The organism is Acidobacteriota bacterium (assembly GCA_009861545.1).
Lineage (GTDB): Bacteria > Acidobacteriota > Vicinamibacteria > Vicinamibacterales > UBA8438 > WTFV01.
This window is the reverse complement of sequence record VXME01000011.1, coordinates 11,673-32,565: the sequence shown is the minus strand read 5'-3', so window position 1 is coordinate 32,565 and position 20,893 is coordinate 11,673. Positions and strand designations below refer to the sequence as shown.

The window sequence follows — 20,893 nt, the reverse complement described above, 5'->3', positions numbered from 1 at the left end:
TGTTGCTCTGCAGGATCCGCACGACCACCCCGTCGTAGGAATCGAGCTGGGGCACTGCCTGTGCCGCCGCGGACGAGGCGAGCAGCAGACTGGCGACGACGACGCAGAGTGCGCGGCCGAAGAGTGAACCTGTCATCTGAACCTCCGTGTCATGGCCCATGGCGCACGGGACTGCTGCGCCGCACGACCGACCTTGTCCTGTCCGGACAGCCAATGATAGCGGAGACGAACGTCCGGTGTCTTGCCCGCGCGCGGGACCGGGCGGCCCCGACCCGGCGCGCCCGGACCCGTGCGACGTTCGCTCCCGGCCCCGGTGCTACTTCGCCAGCGGATGCGGCCGGACCTGGAACTTCACCGCCTTCTGCAAGGTTCCCGGTCCTCCCTCCAGATGCCACGCCGCGTAGTTCGAGTAGCTCGACCAGAGCCCCTTCCCCTTCCAGCCGGTCGTCGGATCGTCGATCCGGCCGACCGACGAGCGCGAGAAAAAGCCCATCGGGTACGGGATGCGCAGCGTCACGTACTCCTCGGTCGACGGCACGAACACCTCCAGCGAGTCGGTGTTGACCACGCCGTAGACTGGCGTTTCGGGGCCGAACCCGAGCACGTCGTGGTGGTCGATCTGCGTCAGGTAGCTCTCGTCCGAGTTGATCGTCATCTCGGCGTTCGAGTACGTCGGCTTGTCCATGCGGTAGAAAGTCCAGCCCTCGGGACAGCTCTGCCCCGTCGCGGTCGGACCGTTCCTGACGGTGCAGACGCTGTGGTCGAACGAGGCGAAGTGGCCGCTGCCGCGCCAGTCCTGCCAGATGATGCCGTCGCGGGTGACGTGCAGGCCTCCGCTGCCGTAGGCCGGCGGGTCCATGACGCTCGGCGGCGGCATGTAGACCTCGGCGATGCAGGTCTCCGGCGGGTTGTCGCCGAGCTCGAGGCGCACCAGGGTGTTGTCGTCGCGCCCGTTGTCCGAGCACCACACGCTGTCGTCCGCGGCGTTCGCGGCCGGCGAGTAGCAGCCGTAGGCGACGCGGGCGTCGCGGGTCGGATCGATCGCCTCGCCCGGCTCGGTCCAGCCGGGAGTGATCACGCCGTCGCCGTTGGTGTCGATGACCGTCGGGCACCAGCCCTGCGAGGCCTCGGCGTCGCCGGTCTCGTCCCACAGCGCGACGTCGACCCAGCCGACCCCGTCGCGGAAGCCGTAGTAGAACCGTTCGTCGTGGCCGAGCTGGTTGTGATCCGACGAGAAGCAGGTGTCGATCTCGCTGAACTCCTCGCTGGCCGGGTCGTACAGGAAGACCTGCCGGGTGCCGACCTCCAGGGGGAAGTAGTCGGCGAACGCGTTCTCGCCGTCCGTGCAGAAGTCCGGCTGCTCGTCCGGCGCGCGGATGCGGCCGGTCAGCCAGACGCGCCCCTCCCCGTCCATGGCGACGCTGCGCGGATCGGAGCGACGCGCCCAGATCGGGTCGTCGCCGTAGTACGGCGAGGTGGGCGTGTCGGTCAGGATGGGCGGCGCGTTCGACGGAATGGGAATGTTGAACGCCCGGTGCTCGACCGGATCGATCACCGCGAGGATGTCGCTCGGCTGCACGACCCCGTAGACGAGACCGTTGGCGTTGACCGTGCCGTCACGCACGTCGGCGGGCGTGCTGTCGGTCCGCCCGTCGTGCTCGGTACCCCAGTCCCAGAGGGTGACCACGACGTTCCGCTCCGCGCCGGTCGGCCGCGGGGGGGTCTGAGTGGGCGCCTCGCCGGACGCGATGCGGTCGGTCCAGTCGGCGAACATCGCCCGCTGCGGACCGAGCCGCCGGAACGCGCCGGCCATCGAGGAGCCCATCGGCCCCATCGCGACGCGCCGGTCCCACGCTTCGAGGTGCGAGTCGACGCCGCTGAGGATGCTGTCGGGTATCGCGCGGGTCGCCTCGTTGCCGATCTGGTGGCAGTTCAGGCAGCCGGTCACCGAGCTGCCCAACTCCTGCTGCGAGTGCTCCCCCTCCGGCAGCTCCATCATCGAGAGCCACCAGGCGGCGGGATAGACCTCCGCGGCGGCGAGCGCGTCGGGGGCCACCACTGCATCGAGGTCCAGCGCCTGCCCCGGCGTGGCCGACACGCGCTCCGAATCGACGAGGCCGTAGCCGCGCACGAAAATCTCGTAGCTCGCATCCGGCAGATCCGGCAGCACGTAGCGGCCCTCGTCGTCGGTCACCACGCTGCGGATGAACCGGGTCGGCAGGTCGGTCGTCTCCGCGATCACCCACACACTGGCCTCGGGTCCGTTCGCGCTCGTCACCACGCCGCCGATGTCGTCGGCGTCGATCTCGATGCTGGTGGACTGCGCCAGCCCCTGCCCGCCGGTCGGACCCGCGCCCAGGGCAATCGCCACCGCGGCCGCGGTGGCCGCAGCGCCCGACGCCAGAGTCGATTGCATGCGTCTCTCCATCGATGCCTCCTCACCGCAACCCCGCCCCGCCTCCGCTCGCCCTTCCGGACTACGCGCCGGCGCCTGCGCCCATCGTCGCACACGAACCGACATTATCCATCAAGAATCTCTACGACCAACGGCCCGGTCGGCCGCGCCATGCATGCGAGACGATGCGTCTCGGGATCCAACGCGCAGAGGTCCTCGAGCGTCGCCCGTTCCTCTCCGCTCATCGGGTTCAGGTGCGCCCCCCCCGACACGATTCGTACCGGGTCACTGCCGCAGATTCCGGCGTGGCAATCGGCCGCTATCTCTACGCCACTGGCTTCGGCGACCTCGCAAATCGTCTGGCCCGCTCGGAACGGACACGATGCCCCGCGGTTGCGGAACTTGACGGCCGTTGCCGCGCTGGCGCCAGCGACAGCGCCGGACACCGGAGGTCGGCTGATCGAGCTCGTGTTGATGGTGCGGGTCTCGAAGCGCTTCTCCTCCCTCAGGAACTGAAACCGAAGGGCCTGAGCGCCGATGCGCACGACATCGCCCTCGGCCAGCACGCATGAGCCGTCGATCTTGAGATAGGTTCCGTTGACGCTGTTGAGGTCTCTCACGAACAGGCCCGGGCCCACGACGACGACCGACGCATGCCGACGCGACAGCGAGCCGTCGTCGGTCGCCAGCGTAATGTCCGGTGCATCGCGCCCGATTACCTGCGGGCCTTCGGAAAGCTGATACTGCTTGACCGGCAGTCCGCCCGGGTCGTGGTGGGAAAGCAGCCGCGGGTTGCTCTTCGACCCGAGTACGAGCCACTGACGACCCAGTCGGGCTACCGTGCCCGGCGCGACGACGCGCTCGCGGCCCTCGGCGAGATGAAGGAAGACGCCGCTCTGTGCGCTATCGTCCCGCAACCGATACCCGTCCTGGTTCGGCACGATCGCCGCGTGTCTGTCGACGAGGCGGTCATCGTCGCCGAAGCAGATATCACTGCCGCGCCGGCCGATTGTTGTGACGCGATCCGTGTGCAGCACGAACTGTTCGGCCTCCACCGCCCCATCGAGCAGCCGCGTGAGCGTCGCCGGCGGCACGCTCGAGGAGGACGCCGACACGGGCGCCGCGGCGCCCACGAACTCTAGATCGATATGGATCTCGGCCCGCCCGGCGAGCCGCTGCGCGATCACGTCCGCCACCCTGACGCCGTCGATCAATGCCGCCTTGATGTTCCCTCGATGCGCAACCTTGCGGAACTCGGACACGTCTCCATCGAAGTCGTCGCATTCGAGGTATGACGGATTGAGCGTATCTCCGATCACGTAGACGTTCGGCTGCCGACATTCGAGCAGAGCATTCAGCGGAATGGCTTTCCGGACCTGTGCGCCTCCCGTGACGTGGAAGATGCCGATGTCGTTCATCAGCTTCCAGTCGATCTCCTGACCGATGCAGGCGATGACGCGCGCAGCCTCGAACTCCAGACACGGACGCCATTCGCCGGTACTTTCGGACGAGCCGCGGTACGGCGACGGACCGACCAGCGGCCAATCTTCCGTGACCGGCGGGGAGCCGTGGGCCCCCGGGTCGATTCGCAGGCGCAGCACCGCGCGACCGTCGACCTCCACGACCTCCTGCGCCTCACTGCCGAGGAGCAGGCGGACATTTCGGATGACGGATATCGCCCGCGTCATCGACGCATCGAGAGCCTGTGGCACCTTGGGCATGGTCTGGCCCCGGTACGACCAGTACAACGCGGTCGTGTCTCTCGCGGCGGCTTTCGCCTCGGATATCGCGATGACCGCCTCGACGGCCGAGATCCCGCCGCCGAGCACGCAGGCCGGGGCGCCGACGTAGCGCTGCACATCCGCGAGCCGGTTGCCGATGGCGCGCACGTTCCCCGGCACGTCGAGCCGGCGCGGCATGCCTGCTCCCAGCGCCAGCACGACGTGCTTCGCGTGCAGGGTGTCATCCCGATTCGTACGATGGTTGCGCACGAGCACGCACCAGGTCCCGGCAGCGTCCAGTTCGGCTCCGACGAGCTCGACGCCGATCTGAGCCGGCACACTGTGCCGGCGGTACAACGCTTTCCAGGCTGCACACAGATCTTCACCGCGGATATCTTTGAAGAAATGCAGCCGTTCGATGAGGGGACCACCCTTCGGAAAGCCCATCTGCTTCCCGGCGCCGAAGTCGGGCTTGATCGGCTTGTCCTTGTCGTAGTCTCGGATTCGCTTCAGGATGTCATCGAGTTCGATCACGAGGGCGGACAAGCCGAGTTCCTTGGCGCGAAAGGCAACCGCCGTTCCAGCCGGGCCGCCACCGACGACGAGCACGTCGAGCAATCCGGGGAGAACGACTTCGCTGTCGAGCCGAAGTCGTCCGTCAGGCAGGACGTGCAACGGTTCGGTCATGCTTCGTCGAGAACCCGCATGAGATCGTGCACCATGGTCAGGGCAGCAGTCGGGAGTGGACGTCGCGGTCCGGGTGGAACTCGTGGCAGGTGATGCAGCGGTCAGCCGCTACATCGGGCAGGTGACACTGCCGGCAGGTAGCGATCGCCGGGACATTCTGGATCGCCGCGTTGTCCAGAATGGGATCGATCGTCTCATCGGCGCCCAGATGGTCGCTGAACGGGATTCGAGTATGGCAATCCAGGCAACCCCGTTGAATGACGTGCGCGCCATGGTCGAACCTGGCCCTCCGGAGTACCTGCTGTTGCTGTCGCACCCGGCGAATCGTCGCGCGCTCGACCGTGTGGCACGCGATGCACGGCTGCGCGACCTCCGCCGCGAAGCGGTCGATCTCTTCCAACTGCGCATCCGTCAGCCGTGGATCCCGTGCGTTCAATCGAAACCGCGTGTCGTTGAGCGTGGTATTCGGATCGGAGACACGCCGCTCGAGTGCGCCCGCTATCTGGTCGAACTCGAACAGAGCGGCCTGCACCCAATCCTCGTCTCGCCCGCGCAACCCATCAGCGTACGTTCGCAGCGTTGTCAGAGCCTCGTCGTACAGCTCCTGCTCGTCGGACGGGGCGACATCGGCTGATGCGACCAGCAGGTCGGCGAGACCGCCGGAAGGATAGATCGCTCTACGCAGCCGCCGCAGATTGTGAAGCACCCACGGATCCGCGTGGACGATTCCGGTCTTGACGACGAGGCCGTCGTCGACGTCGAAATGGGCAGCGCTCATCCGATCGGCCCACTGTTCGCCCGGGCCCATCCTCAGGCGCACCGTTTCGAGCGTCTCCACCCCGAGCGCCAACACCACGCCGTCTCCGGCGGGGCGCACGAGCGGCCGGCGGCGGGGCTGCACCGGAAGCTCGGCCGATTCGTCGCCGGCGGTCAGGTGGCAGTCTCCGCAGGCATTGTCGAACCGGATTGGTTGAAACGCGCGGGCGTCCGCCGTCGGCTCGTGGCAGGCAAGGCACGCCACCTCTACGTTCTCGCTGTCGCGATCGTCGAGCACGAGATCGACATGCCTGATGTGGGAAAAGGACAGTCCGGCGTCATCCGGTATGGCCTCGGCCGCGAAGGCGAACTCCGGATGGTCGTCGCCGAATCCGTCGATCTCGTGGCAACTCGCGCACGCCGCATCGGACACCGTGGCCAGCAGATCGGCCTGCCGTCCGCGATGCTCCTGGTGGCAGGCAGCGCACGTCGTCTCGTTCTCGCGGCCGAAGGCGCGCGTCCGGTCGCCGGACGCGTACACATAGTGCGCATTGAAGGTGTAGGCGCCGATCGGGTCGTCGAATCTCTCGTGACACGCCGAACACGTCGGGGCGCCAACCCCCTCGAAGGGGGTGTGACACTCGACACAACGCGTGTCCAGCACCGCGTGCGCGGACGAAAGTGTCCCGTTCGCCACGAGACTGCCGGCTCCGAATCCCAGGTTCAACGCCAGGATGATCCACGCGAGCGCGCCCAGCCCCACACCGAGCCAAACGACGCGGTTGCGACTGCGCGGGTAGATGTACCGCGCTGCGGTCCGAAGCCCCGCGTCGCCAAACGATCCTCTGCTGCGCTCCTCGGTCATGGGTTCAGTAGTAGAGAACGGCGAACACGTGGATCGCGACGAGCATGGTCAACAGGAACGCCGCGGGCACGTGCAGATAGACCCACCACCACAAGGCCTTCTGCAACGTGTAATGGGCATCCATCTCCAGCTTCGTTCGCGTCAGAGTCCGCAGCTCTTCCAATCGTTGCGCATCGTCTTCGTCGAGCAGCCGCTTCAGGTAGTCGAAACGCCGCATCCGCGATTGAATGCCCCCGGTGATATCGAAGAAGTACACGAAAGACGTACGCGGACGGGCCAGTACAGCCTCCAGATTCGCATCGTGGAACTTGCGGACGGACTCGCTGCTGGCGGCCACCAGGAGTTCGACCTTGTCGTGTACGGCCGCCACCAGTTCCGGGATCCGGTCATAGTGCACCTCCGTCGCCAGCGCCGAGGTGAGCGCGGGTGGTATCCACTTCTGGAGGAAGACCCCGAGCAGTCCCGTTACGACGACCCACAGGCTCGCCACCCACAGGCACCACGACAGGAAGCCGCCAGGAAAGGCGCCGCCGCTGTGCAAAGCGACCGCGACGACGAAGAGCGTGCCGCCGTAAACGTGCGCCTGGACCCAATGATGGAGAGCTCCCGGCCCCCGCCGGGGCATCCGCCGCCGCACGCTGTACGCCATCGCAACTACCAGCAGCGCCGCTGCCGCGATTCCGTAACCGACCGTCCAGCCGTAGTTCCCGCCGGGCGCGGCGGGCACCCGTTGTATCAGCGCCGCCGCAAGGCAGAGCACGGCGCCGGCCAGGAAGACACGCCACCAGCCGGGCGACGCAGCGAGTCTCGGCGCAAGCAGCCAATGGGTGTTCATTGGCCGACCGTCCGCTGAAGCGCGCGGAACTCATCGATAGAGCCGACTCGGAAGGCGCAGTGATGAGGGCAGTTGCGCACGCAGGCGGGGCCGGCCGACGACGTGTAGCAGAGGTCGCACTTGCTGGCGACGGCGCGCGGCGTCCCGCGAAGCGCCTTGGGCAACGCGTCGTCCGGCCAGGTCGTCCCGGTGTCCTGCATCACGATGGCGTCGTACGGGCAGTTGTCGTGGCAGGTAGCGCATCCGATGCAGATCTGCTCCTTGATCTCCACGACGTCCCCCACGTTGGCGCGCCGAATGGCGCCCGTCGGGCAGCCGATCAGACACACCGGATCCTGGCAGTGATAGCAGGATTTTGCGATCAGCAGGTTGTCGTACCGATCGCCCTCGCGCACGAACCTCGGTCGACCGCCGTGGGTGTCGGCGCACGCGCGCACGCAGTCGTCGCAACGCGTGCAGACGTCGAGGTTCATCACGAGGATACTGTTGCCTTCCACCAACCCCTTGTCGAGCGCGAACTCGACGAACTCCGAAGAGCGCGGGTCGGCGAGACGGGCGCCCGTCTCCTTGATCCGTGCAACCGCGGCGCGCCAGAGCTCCTGCTCGCTCACCGGCGCGTCGCGAAGCACCTCTTGCAGATCGGTCCAGGCGATCCTGACCAGTTCCCCGTACCCCACGGACGACACCGTGAAGCGGGCGCGCTCCAGACCATCGATGAGCAGTTCGACCTCGCCGACGCTCATTCCCTTCGAGAGGTAGGTGACGGTGGCCTGCCCCTGCCCCATTCGTCGCGACAGCCGCATGAATCCCGATCGGACCAGATACAGCGCATCGACCGGAGCGCCCTCCTCCACGACGGTCTCGCCCGGCTTGCACGACACCAGCTCGACTCGTTCGGCGAGCCTGGCGATCAGCGTTTCCGGACACGAGCTGAAGACGGGACAGGCGCGCAGCTGCGGCAGCAGCGCACGCTCGCGGTAGACGGCCTCGATCTTCTTCCTGAAGGCGCTCGACTGCCGCTTGAGCAGGCGCAGGGCGGGCAAGCGAATCTGAACGATGACGCACGGCGAGAGGGTCTTGACCGTCACCGACTGAGGCCATCCGTTCAACGCGCCGATCTCGCCGAAGAACTCGCCCGGCCCAAGGGTCGCGACATCGTCCTCGGCGCCCAGGTCGAAATCCATCGCCGAGAGAAACGTCGTCGCACCGGGCGCCTGTCCCCCACGTTGACTCTGCTGGAAGTAGACTGTCTCGCTCGGCATCGCAGGCGCCAACTCCAGGTCGCCGGCAGACGCCGCGTCCGACTGCGAGCCGCCGGTGGGCGGTTCGGGCTCGACATGCTTCGACAGATAGGCCGCCGCTGCACCCTTGACCAGGAAGAACGCAACGTCGATGTAGCTGCCTTCCTCGAACACTACCGCGCCCTCCCGCCAGCGGGCGACGGATACATCGGGACTGATCGTCTCGAGAATCTGATCCTTGAAATCCGCGAAGACCTCGTAGCGTTTGAGATCGCTTGCGCTCAGGCGCTGCGAGAGTTGCTGGATCCCGCTCTCGGCGCCGAAAATGCTCCAGCGGTCGCGGTGCTGTTGGTCCCGGCGATAGATGGTTTCTTCGCTCATCCGACGTCACCCGTACTATGTCGCCAGCGCGTTGTACAGACTCTCAATCCGCTCACGAAGTACGTCCAGCGTCTCTTCGACCGAACCGTTCGCATCCGGACGCAGCTCAGCGAGCCCCGGATCGGCGACCAGCGTCGGCGTGCGTCTCGACCGCTGGCGGCTCCTGGATGCGGAAAGGACAGGCACCGCGGCCGACCGGGGCGGTCGCACTGTCTGAACGGCGGTGCGCGCCGGTGGAGTTGGCCGGCCCGGACCCGTGGTGGGACCACGGGCGGGTTCGCGCGGGGCCGGACGTTGCGTACTCAACCGAGCACTCGTCCGTTGGGGCCCGCTTGCGGCCGCCGGTACGGTCGCGGCCGATGTCGGAGGAGCCACGGTCGATGGTTGCGTGGCGGCCGGAACCGGCGCCGGACCGCGGTCGGCGGCGACCCTGGTATACGCGGCGGCCAGAAGGTCGCGATCGACCGGCTGCGTTTCGCGGCCGAACGCGGCTCCCCAGTGCACGATGTCGTCGATGCGGGATCGCATCTCGAACCCGTCGCCGACCGGGTGGCCGGCGGCGATCAGGCCCGGATCCGTGATGTAGTGACAGCCGGCGCAGGTGGCGGCCTGGACCGCCGGATCACGCAGGTCGGTCAGTCCAAGGTCGAGGGAAGCGGCGTACCCGATGGTTTCGTGGGGTTCGATGTAGTCGGCGCCGGCGCCATGACAACGTTGGCAGCCGACGCCGGCACGCACCTTGCGCGACGGTCTCGATACGGGGGTGCCATGGCACCACATGCAGACCTGATCGCCTTTCGCCATATCTCCCGCGGCCACCCCGTAGGCTTCCGCGATCTCTGCATTTCGAGGTGCGTTCGCATGAAACGGTTTCGCAGTCGCGGAATGCGGGTCCTTGCGCCACCAGCGTTCCTGGCTGTTGTGACATCGTCCGCACGGAACCCTTACGAACGCGTGATCCGGGGGGGCTCGCCAGGGAGGACGCGTGAGCGTCTCGATCGCAACAGCCGGCGGTGGCGGTGCAGGCGCCGCAGCCCGTGGAGGCGAGGGCGCGGGAATCTCTGCCCGGGCGGGAGGAACGTTCAGCGCCAGCAATTCGGCGCCGGGCGCGGGCGCCGCCGTCGACAGGCTGCCCCTGTCATCGCGCCGGGTGAGCTCGGCAGCCACGGCGCCCGCGTCCTCCCGGGTCGGCGCGGGCAACGAGACGGGAAGGTCGGGAATCTCCGTCACCCGCGCGGGCGCAACCGCTTCGACATCCTCCGCCGTCGGGTCCCACAGCGGATCCAGGGCCGCCAGGGCGACTCCATCGGAGCTGGCAATGAACTGTTTCGTCGATTCCTGCATGGCGGCGGCGGCCGACAGCGGGTCCATGCCGAGGGTAAGGTCGATTGCATTCCACGTGGCGATGATCTTCTGAACGGCCGGCAACGCGACGCGCTCGTTTATCTCGAGCAGTTCATCCACCGCCGCCTTGGCACGGTCGCTCATCGCTCCGAAGTAGAGTTCGTCGTTCCGCGTGGCGGCTGCGACCCCTCGAACCGCGTACTCCAGATCCAGCATCCGGCCGACCACGTACATCCTGCGCTTCCATTCCGTCGGTCGCTCAGCGTTCGTTCTCCCGTCCGCCGTCTTGTACGACTCGAGGAAATTGTGCCGGATCCGTTCGCTCCACGCCACGATCTCGAAGTCGCTGCCGGTCGAGTGTCCTCCGCGGTTGACGAGATTCTCATTTGGCACGGTATGGCAGCCGAAACAGTTGGCGGCGACATCGTAGAGATCGGACGGACGCCGCATGCCCGCCGCCCGGCTATCCGCAACCCGCTGCATCCTGTGCCCGGGCGTTTCGAGCAGGGCCGCCTTCTGGAAGTCGGCTTCCGCCACACCGTAGCTGTTGTGGATCGAGATCCAGTCGCGCGCTGGCCCGTGGCACGACTCGCAGGTGACGCCGGCACCGGCCCGCAGTTGATCCCGCCGCAGAACCGGCGTGTAGTGACAGCTCAGGCAGGCCGGCGTCGTCTCGTCGGTGCCGCGCTTGATCAGCCGCAGGTCGAGGTTGCGATAGATCTCCTTCGCGCGGTCGCGCCGGTGCAGCGTATCGAATCCGGTCGCGTGCTCGGTCGTCTCCCAGACATCGAACTCGGCCGCGTGGCATTCCCCGCAGCGCTCCGGAAGCACGATGCGCTCCGCGGCCGCGGTGAGCGCGGCTCGAAGGGCGTCGTCCTCGCCGGGTGCTTCCGTGGGCTCCTGCGATCGGATCGAGGCGGCCGTCAGGAGAAGAACACCTGCTGCGAGCGGCACGAGTCTGGGCATGACAGGAACCCCGCGGATCAGAACTTCACGACGAACTCGGCCCGTCCGCCGACGCGCCGTCGACTGTCGCGGCCTAGATCTTCGACTACAGACAGCTCTCGCAAACTCTCGCGCGCCACGAAGGCATCGAGCACGAGCACGCCGCGCCGGCCCACCGCCGCCTGGTACCGCACGCCGCCGGCGAATGCATGGGGCTCGCACGGAGCGAGAGCGCTGGCGCACTCTGCAGTCGAGTATCGCGCCGCTGCTTCGAACAGCAACTGCTGGCGGGTTCCGGCGAAGAACATCTGGTGGCCGAACGCGCCACCTGCCGCGTCGCTGGCCGCAGGCGACAGCGCGCTGGCTCCCACGCCGGGCACGTCTCCCAGCCCGGACCCCGCGAAGAGGATGCCGACCCGCGCCAGCGGTCCCTGGATCAGCGTGTCGAGCGCCGCGGCACGGTAGGTGTCGTGTGCGTAGAAGCCATTGGCGTAAAAGAAGTTGTAGCTGTGATGAGGGGTCCACGACACTTCTGAGAACACGAGAGTGCCACGACTCGCAGGGCCCAGGACACGTTGGAGACGTTCCGTCATCCCGACGCCGAGCCCGGACGCCTCACCAAGCGGCATCGAGTTGACCACGCGCAGCGACGTATTGAACGCGCCGCTGCCTGGGCGCCCGACGAAGCTGACGCCGGTGTAGAGGCCGTCGGCGGACCCGAGAGACGTGCCGAGTGCGCCCCCTCGCACGTACATGACATCGAAGGCGGTCGTTGTCGAACGCCAGTCAATCTCGGTAAAGCCGCCGAAGAGCCGTGCACCGGAATCCGGGCGGTTGAAAGGAATGTAGGCGTCCCTCAAATCCGGATCCGGCAGCAGCGAATGTCGGGTGATGCCGTTCCAGCCATAGAGCCCGGTAAACCGGAGATTCACGGCGCCGCCGGGACGCAGATTGTTCCGGCTTACGCCCACCGCATCGATGAAGTCGTTGACCAGCAGGCCTTCCTGAAAGCTGATCGGCTGGCGGCCGATCGAGAGACCGAGATCCAGACCCCGCCGATCGTCGACGTCGAGGTTGGGAAACATCTCCCCGAGATCGCCTTCGAAGAAGAGATGGGTCAGCGTGTTCCAGTCGAAGTTGAGTTGGTTGCTGAAGCTTCCGGCGCCGGATGACGGCGACGTATAGCCGGTGAACCTGAGCGCGCCGAACGGCTCGCCCGGGGCGATTGTTGCACTCTGGTGCGTCGGGCGCAGACCGATGACGACTCGCTCGGTGCCGGTGAGCGCCAAGTTGCCGAACAGATCGAGCCGGTTCGCCCACTGGCTATGTTGCGTCGTGCCGTCGTCGACCGTGCCGAAGCCGCTGCGCAGCGTGCCGAACAGCAGAAACGACGGTGTCCAGACGGCGCCGCCCGGGATCGAGATCCCGCGACCGATCCTGCCGGTGCCGAGAAATGGCGGCCCCAACTCGAGGAGCGGCTTCGGCCGGCGCGGGAAGCCGTCGAGCTGCAGCGGGATGTAGCGGTCGGTGATGCGGCTGTCCCCGTGTTCGCCGTCGTGTCCGGCGGCCGCGGTCTCCGCGCGGCGCGGCTCGGGAGCTGCGGCGGTCTCCGCGCCGCCGCCGGTCAGATCGACGTCACGACTCCGTACGACGATGTGTCCCTCGACGACGGCGTCCGCGACGTCTCGCGCCGTCATGCCGTAGTCGAAGCCGACGTCCTCGATTTCGTGCACCAGATTGACCGGCACCATGCCGGCCTTGATCTGGATGTTGGCGTAGTACGGACCGGTCGTGCCGGCCAGCGCCTCGCGATCAACCGAGTAGGACGCCCACTTGCTTCCCAACGGCGGAATCGTCTGACGGTGCTTGCGGGCGCCGACCGGCCGCCCCGTGAGTATGGTGGAACTGGTCGACGGCCTGAGAAACGGCAACGGATCCGGCGAGTAGGGAATCGTCAGCACCTGCTCGCGCTCGCCCCCCCGCACCATTCGCACCAGAAAGCGGGACTGAAGACTGAACAGGTGCTGGTCGGCGGGCAAGGCGCCATCGTGAACGTACACCGAATGGCTGTCGCGGACGTCTCCGTTGGGGTCGAGGTCGCCCGATTCGAAGACCACGCGGCCGGTTGCGTCCGTCACCGTGACGTACAGCCAGACGACCCGCTCGGCGTCGAAGCCGGTCGGCACGTTGTGGCCGTCCGTACCGTTCGTGAACTCGACCCTGAACGAGATTCCGTCCGCGTCCGCGCGATCCACCACAACGTCGCCGAGTTGGTATCCGGCCTGCAGCAACTTGAGCCGTTGCGCGGCGATCTCGTCGAGCAACTCCAGGTTGTCGCGGATGATGTCTGCCGCGTCGTAGCGATCGTCGGGCTCGACCCACCGCGGTGGAAACCGGAAATCGTCCGGCACGGTGTCCTCGAACTCGTCGGTACCCCACCCGGCCTGGTGGTCGAAGGTGAGCCACTCGCGCAGCGTCGCGAGCTCCTGCGCCTCGGTGTTGTGTGGAAATATGCCGGGATGGATGATGGAGTAGTCGGGGCCGGCGAACATGTGGTTCGTCCGCTTCCGCGGTCGCGTTTCGCGGTTGCCGACCCGCGCCGCGGGTCCGGTGGCATAGCCCGACGGCACGCCGGGCTCGATGCCCATGTGGCAATCCTGACAACTGACGCCCGCCGCGGCGGCCGGCGTGTGCTTGTACTCGCTGAAGGCTTCCTCGAGCCGGAACCCGTTGCCCAGATTCACGTCGTGACACGACCCGCACAGCCCAGGCGTCGGCAACTGCGAGAACTCGAGCGCTTCCGCATGAACGCCGCGGCCGGCGCGTGCCGGGTCGGTCTGCAGATTGAACTCGCCGCTCTCGATGGCGCGCTGGAGTTCCTCATTGCCGCTCGGACCGAAAACCGGTTCGTAGAGGCTTCCCTCCACGATCGGCAGACGGCCGCTGATCTTCCCGTAGGGCTGATCCAGCCGATGGCAGACGATGCAGGTGATCCCTTCACGCGATGTCGGGTGCCGATCGAGGTTCGACATGAACTCGGGCTCCTCGAGATTCATGCCGACCGGCGTGTGGCACCTGATGCAGAAGTCGCCGTTCGTGCCGTTGGTTTCCTTCAGGATCTTGGCGTGCATCGCGTTGAAGACCGGGCTCATCTGCGCGTACGCATGCGCCGATACCGACCACTCGCGATAGATGTCCTCGTGACACGGCGCGCACGTCGTCGCCGAAGGAAATCGATCCTCTGCGAACAGTGCCTCGTGTTCGTCTGCGATCTCCTGTTGCCGGGTCGCCGTCGTTTCCTCGGCGCCGACCACGATCATCGACGCGCCCAGCACCACGGCCGCGTACAGGATGGCCGCCAGCGGCGTTGCGTACACGCGCCCCTTCCCTTCCCTGCTGCGACCCGCCGAACGCTTCATCGCCAAGCCCTCCGTTCCTCGATCGTCAAGATACTTCAGGGCGCGATTCGGACGACCCTGACCCGGTTGCCGAGCGTGACCGCCTGACCGACGTCGATTTCCGTGGGGGTTTCGACCGACATCTCCTCAATGAAGGTGCCGTTGAGACTCTTGAGGTCCGTGACCGTCACGACGTCCCCGCGCACGACGAAGGCGGCATGACGACGTGACAGCGTCATGTCATCGATCGGGACGGCGCAATCCCTCGCGCGGCCGGCGACGTGACGTCCATCGCCGAGTGTAACCCGCTGCGGTTGCCCGTCCGCGATCACGATTTCGATCGTCACACCGGGTGATCTCGCCGACTCGCCTCCCAATGGCGGCACGTCGAGGGCCGGGGGCGGCTCGTACCGCGTCGCCGGCTCCGCCGCCTGCTCCGCGACGGCATCCTCGGGTTCTTCGGGTGGCGCGGCCTCTAGCGGCGATCCGGCGGCGGCGGCCTCCGGCGGCTCCGGCTGAACACCGAGCGGCGGGACATCGAGCGCGGGGGGAGGCTCATACCGCGTGGCCGGCTCCACCGGCGGCGGTGCAGCCTTGTCCATGGACATGCCGTCTTCCGCGGCCCTCTGCGATTCGGCTGCCGCGGACTCGTCCTTCCGGGGTTCCGGTTGTGCGCCCAGCGGCGGCACGTCAAGCGCGGGGGGGGCTCATACCGCGTGGCCGGCTCCACCGGTTGTGCCACAGGTTCCTGCCGCCGCTGCTCCAGCCGTTCTGCGCTCTCTCGTTGACGCCCTTCGTCCGGGGGGATTACGAAGATGAAGTCGTGTTGCTCCCCGAACGTCACGACGTGGAGATCGCCGAGCCGCTGGCGGCCGGACACCGGTACGCCGTCCAGCCGGGTGCCGTTCGTGCTGCCCAGGTCCTCCAGGTAATAGCCGGCAGCGGCCGAGTCGAAGGCGATGCGGGCGTGAGATGTCGACACGACGTCATCGGTCAATACGACCGTGTTGTCCTGCCCGCGACCGATCGTCGCGTGTTCGCCAATCTCGTAGTTGGCCCCGGCCAGCGCCCCGGTCTTGCAGAAGAAATTCGCCTGCATTCCGCTCGTCGCTCCGTCGCCGAGAAGATCCCGAAGGCGCCTCCCGTCATCATCACCCCTCAGGCTCTCGGTGACAACCGTATCACGATGTCGCGGGCCGTCGCATCGCACGATGATGTTGTCGAGACCGAATCGGCCACCTGTTGTCCGCGACTCATTTGGGGAACCCGTCGGCTTCCAGATCGATGTCGATCTCTGTCGTCTCGCCGGCGGCAAGCCGGGCTATCCGCGGGAGGCGCAAGGCGTCGGTTTCCAGCCTGAGGCGATGAGGCCCCGGATTGATGCGCAAATCGAATTCGGCCGCCGTTCCCAGCGAGCGATCGTCTACGAAGATCTCCGCGGCAGGCGTCACCCGGACGACGAGCCTTCCGCATTCGGTCTCGCCCTCGCAGATCAGCGCCTCGACGTTGCCGACGCGTTGCAGCCCGATGCTGGCCTCGGGAGACGCCTCCTGGCCCAGCGATTCCTGAAAGAGCCGCCGCGCGTCGGCGTAGCGTCCGGCGCTGAACGCGGCGCTTGCCTGCTGCAGGAACTCGCGCGCGTCGCGGCCTCTGATCGACGTCCGGAGACGCTCCCGCCCATCCTGTGCAAGCGGATTGCCCGGTTCCAGCGCGAGGGCGCGATCGTAGTGGGCGACGGCACGGTCGAGATCCCCGGCTGACTCCGCGGCGACCGCGTCGGCGAGCACTCGCACGACCTCCGAGTTGCGCGGCTCGGCGGGTGGCGGACGCGCAGGACTCGGAAGAGGGTTGGCGGGGGACGCTTCACGTGCCGGCGACGCAGTCTCCGGAGGAGATCCGGCGCGGGTATTTCCAAGTCTGGCGACTGACTCGGCGAACGGAAGCGCGGCGTCTGCAATGGCGTCTTCCGGTTCGCTCTCGGGGGCGGCAGAGGCTCCGGCAGAGGGCTCGACGCCCTGCATGGCGCCGACGCTCTGCTCCGCCCCCCCATCTGCTTTCGACGATGCCCACCACAGTCCCCCCGAAACCCCGAGCACGACCAGGGCTGCGAGGGCAAGCGCGACCCCCGGCACCCTCCGGCGTGCCTTCGCAGCCGGCGAGGAAAAGAGCGTTTTCACAGCGCCATCCGACGCTTCGGAACTCCACGCTGGAACCGACGTCGGTTGAGGAGTCGTGTCCGAAACGACCGCCGCCGAACCGTCCGCGCCCGGCACCTCCGATCCCGCCGGGAGAACATCGGCCTCCAGGGCCTGCAGTGCTTCCTGTATCGGGTTCCGGGCCCCGTGCAGGTCGCCGCGTTCAAGATGGCTCCGCGCCTGGCTCACGAGCCGCTCGAACGCTTCGCGTTTCTGCTGAATCGCCGCCTCGACGCTGGCCAACTCGGCTGCGATCAAGTCGTGGGGCTCATCGACACCCTCCAGCATCTCCCGTGCGCCCGCCAGGTCACCGCTTGCGCAAAGCCGGCGGGCCGCGTCCACGGTGGCCTGCGCCCGTGCCTCGCGCTCCGCCGCTTCCGTCTGCTGCCTCAACTGCAGAGCAGCCTCGTGCACCGGCTCGATCTGCAGCACCGCATCCGCGGCGTCCGCCGCCTCATTGAACTCGCCATCCGCAAGGTGCCGTTCGGCCTTCTCCAGTAGCCGGTTGATGGTCCGGCGGATCTCGATTTCACGTCGGAGTTCCAGCACTACCGGAGCCTCCGGCCGCAATTGCAGAGCCAGCTCTACACGCTCGGACGCCTGCGTCAGCGCCAGCTTCTGCAGATGGGTCCGGGCAACTGACACGTGCTCGTCGAACTCGTGGGCGGTCCGCGCGGCGTCGAGGCGCTCGGCCGCCTGCCTCACGCGCTCGCCGTCCGAGTCGAGAGAAGCAGCCTGCTCGAGATCCTCCTGTGCATCGTCCCAACGCTTCTCGTCGATTGCGAGGCCAGCGGCTTCCAGATGCGCCGCAACCCGGGTCTTGCGGCGTTCGAGGACTTCAGCCGGTTTTTCCTTCCGGATCAGGATCGTGGAGTCCAGCTCGGCGGAGTCCGGCTCGATGCGGCGGATGACGGTGTCGAGCTCCGCGAGCATCTCGTCGAACTGCTGGTACCGGTCTTCCGGACGCTTCGCGATTGCCCGGACCACGATGTCGATGAGAGCAGGATCCAGTTCCGGAACCAACTCGGGGAGAGGAACGGGTGTTTCGTGCGCGATCCTGTACATCACTCCGGTCGGGGTGTCGCCGCCGAAGGCCCGCCGATACGACAGCATCTCGTAGAAGACCACACCGGCCGAGAAGATGTCACACCGATGGTCGACGCTGCGCCCGTCGATTTGCTCGGGCGCCATGTAATGGAGCGTCCCGAGCATGGCGGCGCCTGTCAGCGTGGAGTCCGACAGCCGCGCGATACCGAAGTCGAGAATGGTGAGCGAGCCGGAGTCTTCACGAGCGATCAGGTTGGCCGGCTTGATATCCCGGTGCACGATGCCCGCAGCGTGCGCATGCGCGAGACCATCGCACAACTCCCGCATCATCCGCAAGCGCTGCAGGATCGGCAGCGGCACATTCCGTTGCACGATTTCCGCCAGCGTTGGCCCGGGCACGTATTCCATGGCGATGAACGGTTCACCGTCCTGCTCGCCGACGTCGAAGATAGTGACGATGTTCCGGTGACGAAGGCGCCCGGTGGCGCGCGCTTCGCGCATGAACCGCTGCCGCAGCGTGGCGTCCCGAACCCGCGCCACCTTCACCGCCACGATTCTGTCAATCGCCGGATCGCGGGCGAGATACAGTACGCCCATGCCGCCGCTGCTGAGCCGCTCGACCACGCGATAGCGGCCAACAAGGGTTGGGTGTTCGGGCATTGGGATTGTCCCCGTCTCTTGTGGATTCTCTGAAGTGGAGATCTTCTACATGCTCGAGCCTCGTCTCACGCGGCCGTGGTTCCTCATCGTCGCCGGAAAACGACCATGGCGATCACGACGAGTGCAACGAGTTCAGCTTGATGCATGCGAGAAATTTTGCAGCACTTCTGACCTTGATCCCACGCATCGATTCTCTCTCCATTCGCTGTCGTGAGTGTCCTGCAAGGAGTATACGCCGAGGGGCCCGGAGGACCATGGCGAACCCGGAGCTGCTCCGGCCAGGGAAGAAACGTCCGCCGGTCCGGAGTGCGACGGAGCTACAGTGAACCACGGGCCTACCAGCGCACGCGGGCCCGGCCCAGAACGCCGAGGTCGCTACCGTTGCGCAACCGCCGCTCCCGGTGCTGCGTCTCCACGCCCAGCTCGAACTCCATCTTCTGCCCCCCGAGCGCGCCGAGGCTGTAGCCCAACCGATAGTCCCGCCCGTAGGCCGAGGTCCCGACGCCGACCTGCGGCGTGCCCACCAGTCGCCGGCCCACCGGCAGGCCGTAGCCCAGTGCCGCATCCATCCGTCCGGCCGCCGCCGGCCCGCCGTACGACCCTAACCGCGACAGCGGTCCGCCACCCCACAGCGCCTCGGAACCCTGCGCCGGACCGCCCCACGACGGGGCCACCCTCGCCGCGAAACCCAGCGGGCTCGACGGCGTCGGGTCCCACCCGAACGACACCGATGCCCCCCGGGCCGTGAACCCGTCGGCCTGGTGCAGCACCAGCGTCCGCCCCCGCACGTCCAGCGACAGCCCGGTCACCGGGTCCGTGAGGACGAGGCCCCCGCCGACGTCCATCCCGGCGCCCGTCTCGGCGTCCCCACCGTCCTGCCGGAGACCGATCTCGACGCGCGGCCTCAGCGACAGCCGGCCGCCGAGCGTGAAGCCCCGCGAGCCCTCCAGGGCGGTCCGCAGCCGCGTCACCCGGGCCTGCGATGCGTCCAGCCGGCCCGCCGCCGAGGCCACCTGCGCGGTCGACGCGCCCACCCACAGCGCGTCCGCCTTGAACGCCAGCGCGAAGCCGCCCGTGGACCGCGAGCCGACCAGCTCGCCCCGCGTGCCCACCGCCGCCATGCCCATCGACATCCCCGTCTCCAGCGCCGTTGCGCCGCCCGGGGTCAGCCGCAACGCGCCCGTCCCGCGGCCGGTCACCCCCCACACCGAGACGCGGTCGTTGACCCGATAGCCCAGCCATGGGTAGATGCCGGTCATCGACGAGGTCAGCTCGCCGTCGCTTCGCCCGCGGTAGCTGCCCAGCCCCAGCGTGCGACCCACCGACAGGCCCAGCACCAGCCGCCCGCGCGTGTAGTCGGCGCCGAACATCGTCGTGCGCACATCGCCGTCGAGAGACAGCGCACCCTCCCGACCGCCGAAGTGCGACCGCGAGCTGCGGCTCCACACCGAGACGATGCCCCCGTGCCGCTCCCGGTTCAGCTCGAACTCCGAGTTGGAGAGCAGGTCGTTCCCCGAAAGCGACCCGCGGTAGCCGCCGCCCAGGCCGCCCGACGGGCCGGTGGCCGACATGCTTCCCGCACCGCGCATCCGCAGGTCACCCGGCACGCCCGGTGCGCCCATGCCGGCGCCGGCCGCATGCGGACCCCTCCCGGCCACGCCCGCCGACGCCGCACCCGCGCCCATCGAAGCCGCGCCCGCGCCCATCGGGTGCATGCCCGTCGGCCGGCCGAACTGCGACAGGAAGTCGAGCGCGAAGTCGCGCTCCATCCTCGGCTGCAGCTCCCGGCCCGCGAACCGCGCCCGGAAGCCCCGCTCCCGAGGCGCCCCCATCCGCTCCTCGACGCGCTCGACCACCTGCTCGGCCGTCGCCCGCCCGAACCGCGCCAGCAGCGCCGCCGGCAGCAGGTCCGTGTTCTCGATCGTGCCGGTCGCCTCGGCGTTCTCCAGACGAGCCCCCGACACGTTCGACAGCGCCAGCACGAACGTCTCCTCGGCCTCGTCGTGCGCGTCGTCAAGCACGTCGACCGCGACCGTCTTTGATGTCTCGCCCGCCTCGAACGTCAACGTGCCGCTCGTCGCCGCGTAGTCCTCGCCCGCCCGTGCGCTGCCGTCTCGCGTCGCGTAGCCGACCGTCACCGGGCCTGTCGCCGCACGGCTCAGCGTCACCCCGAAGGCCACCATTGCGCCGACCGCTTCCCGCGCCCGCGCATCGCTCACCGACAGCGCCACCTGACTCTGCGCCGTCGCCGACGTCGACTGCGCGCACGGGAGATGCACACCGCCTTGCTGCGGGTTGATGGCATCCTCGAACCGGCACAACGCAGCCGGAATCGACCCGCTCAACTGGTTGCGGGAGAGCCACAACTCCGCCAGATTGGTGAGGCTGCCCAGGGAGGACGGTATCGAACCCGTCAACTGGTT

11 protein-coding genes are annotated in these 20,893 nt (G+C 67.7%); all 11 read right to left on the bottom strand.

Annotated elements, in window-relative coordinates; genetic code table 11:
* Positions 1–316 precede the first annotated feature (316 nt).
* The 11 genes from F4X11_01855 to F4X11_01805 all read right to left on the bottom strand — a co-directional run bounded on the left by F4X11_01855 (position 317) and on the right by F4X11_01805 (position 20,887).
* On the bottom strand, positions 317–2,521 hold the full coding sequence (locus F4X11_01855) for a carboxypeptidase regulatory-like domain-containing protein (GenBank protein MYN63766.1): 2,205 nt from the start codon (positions 2,519–2,521) through the stop codon (positions 317–319).
* Positions 2,521–4,803 carry an FHA domain-containing protein gene (locus F4X11_01850; protein MYN63765.1) on the bottom strand — a complete coding sequence of 761 codons (2,283 nt, stop codon included), beginning with the start codon at positions 4,801–4,803 and terminating at the stop codon, positions 2,521–2,523. The genes F4X11_01855 and F4X11_01850 overlap by 1 nt, the downstream gene beginning before the upstream one ends.
* 37 nt (positions 4,804–4,840) lie before the next feature.
* Positions 4,841–6,424: a cytochrome c3 family protein gene (locus F4X11_01845; protein MYN63764.1), complete on the bottom strand. Its 1,584-nt coding sequence runs from the start codon at positions 6,422–6,424 to the stop codon at positions 4,841–4,843.
* Between the two features lie 4 nt (positions 6,425–6,428).
* Positions 6,429–7,259, bottom strand: coding sequence for a hypothetical protein (locus tag F4X11_01840; protein ID MYN63763.1), 831 nt, complete (start codon positions 7,257–7,259; stop codon positions 6,429–6,431).
* A complete protein-coding gene (locus tag F4X11_01835) occupies positions 7,256–8,881 on the bottom strand; it encodes a cyclic nucleotide-binding domain-containing protein (GenBank protein MYN63762.1) in 1,626 nt (541 codons plus the stop codon). The genes F4X11_01840 and F4X11_01835 overlap by 4 nt, the downstream gene beginning before the upstream one ends.
* 15 nt (positions 8,882–8,896) lie before the next feature.
* Entirely contained in the window at positions 8,897–11,191 is a 2,295-nt protein-coding gene (locus tag F4X11_01830) for a hypothetical protein (GenBank protein MYN63761.1), read from the bottom strand.
* Positions 11,192–11,208: 17 nt separating this feature from the next.
* Positions 11,209–14,589, bottom strand: coding sequence for a hypothetical protein (locus F4X11_01825; GenBank protein MYN63760.1), 3,381 nt, complete (start codon positions 14,587–14,589; stop codon positions 11,209–11,211).
* Between the two features lie 35 nt (positions 14,590–14,624).
* Complete coding sequence (locus F4X11_01820) at positions 14,625–14,954, bottom strand: FHA domain-containing protein (GenBank protein MYN63759.1); 330 nt, start codon at positions 14,952–14,954, stop codon at positions 14,625–14,627.
* Positions 14,955–15,043: 89 nt separating this feature from the next.
* Positions 15,044–15,667, bottom strand: coding sequence for an FHA domain-containing protein (locus tag F4X11_01815; protein ID MYN63758.1), 624 nt, complete (start codon positions 15,665–15,667; stop codon positions 15,044–15,046).
* Between the two features lie 154 nt (positions 15,668–15,821).
* Positions 15,822–18,470 carry a protein kinase gene (locus F4X11_01810; protein ID MYN63757.1) on the bottom strand — a complete coding sequence of 883 codons (2,649 nt, stop codon included), beginning with the start codon at positions 18,468–18,470 and terminating at the stop codon, positions 15,822–15,824.
* A gap of 335 nt (positions 18,471–18,805) precedes the next feature.
* The gene (locus tag F4X11_01805; protein ID MYN63756.1) at positions 18,806–20,887 is read right to left on the bottom strand and encodes a hypothetical protein; all 2,082 of its coding nucleotides are present in this window, start codon (positions 20,885–20,887) and stop codon (positions 18,806–18,808) included.
* Positions 20,888–20,893 lie beyond the last annotated feature (6 nt).

Coding starts and splice junctions, on each gene's coding strand:
- F4X11_01840 (MYN63763.1), bottom strand. CDS start 7,259: ATGAACACCCATTGGCTGCTTGCGCCGAGACTCGCTGCGTCGCCCGGC.
- F4X11_01855 (MYN63766.1), bottom strand. CDS start 2,521: ATGTCGGTTCGTGTGCGACGATGGGCGCAGGCGCCGGCGCGTAGTCCG.
- F4X11_01825 (MYN63760.1), bottom strand. CDS start 14,589: ATGAAGCGTTCGGCGGGTCGCAGCAGGGAAGGGAAGGGGCGCGTGTAC.
- F4X11_01810 (MYN63757.1), bottom strand. CDS start 18,470: ATGCCCGAACACCCAACCCTTGTTGGCCGCTATCGCGTGGTCGAGCGG.
- F4X11_01830 (MYN63761.1), bottom strand. CDS start 11,191: ATGCCCAGACTCGTGCCGCTCGCAGCAGGTGTTCTTCTCCTGACGGCC.
- F4X11_01845 (MYN63764.1), bottom strand. CDS start 6,424: ATGACCGAGGAGCGCAGCAGAGGATCGTTTGGCGACGCGGGGCTTCGG.
- F4X11_01835 (MYN63762.1), bottom strand. CDS start 8,881: ATGAGCGAAGAAACCATCTATCGCCGGGACCAACAGCACCGCGACCGC.
- F4X11_01850 (MYN63765.1), bottom strand. CDS start 4,803: ATGACCGAACCGTTGCACGTCCTGCCTGACGGACGACTTCGGCTCGAC.
- F4X11_01815 (MYN63758.1), bottom strand. CDS start 15,667: ATGCAGGCGAATTTCTTCTGCAAGACCGGGGCGCTGGCCGGGGCCAAC.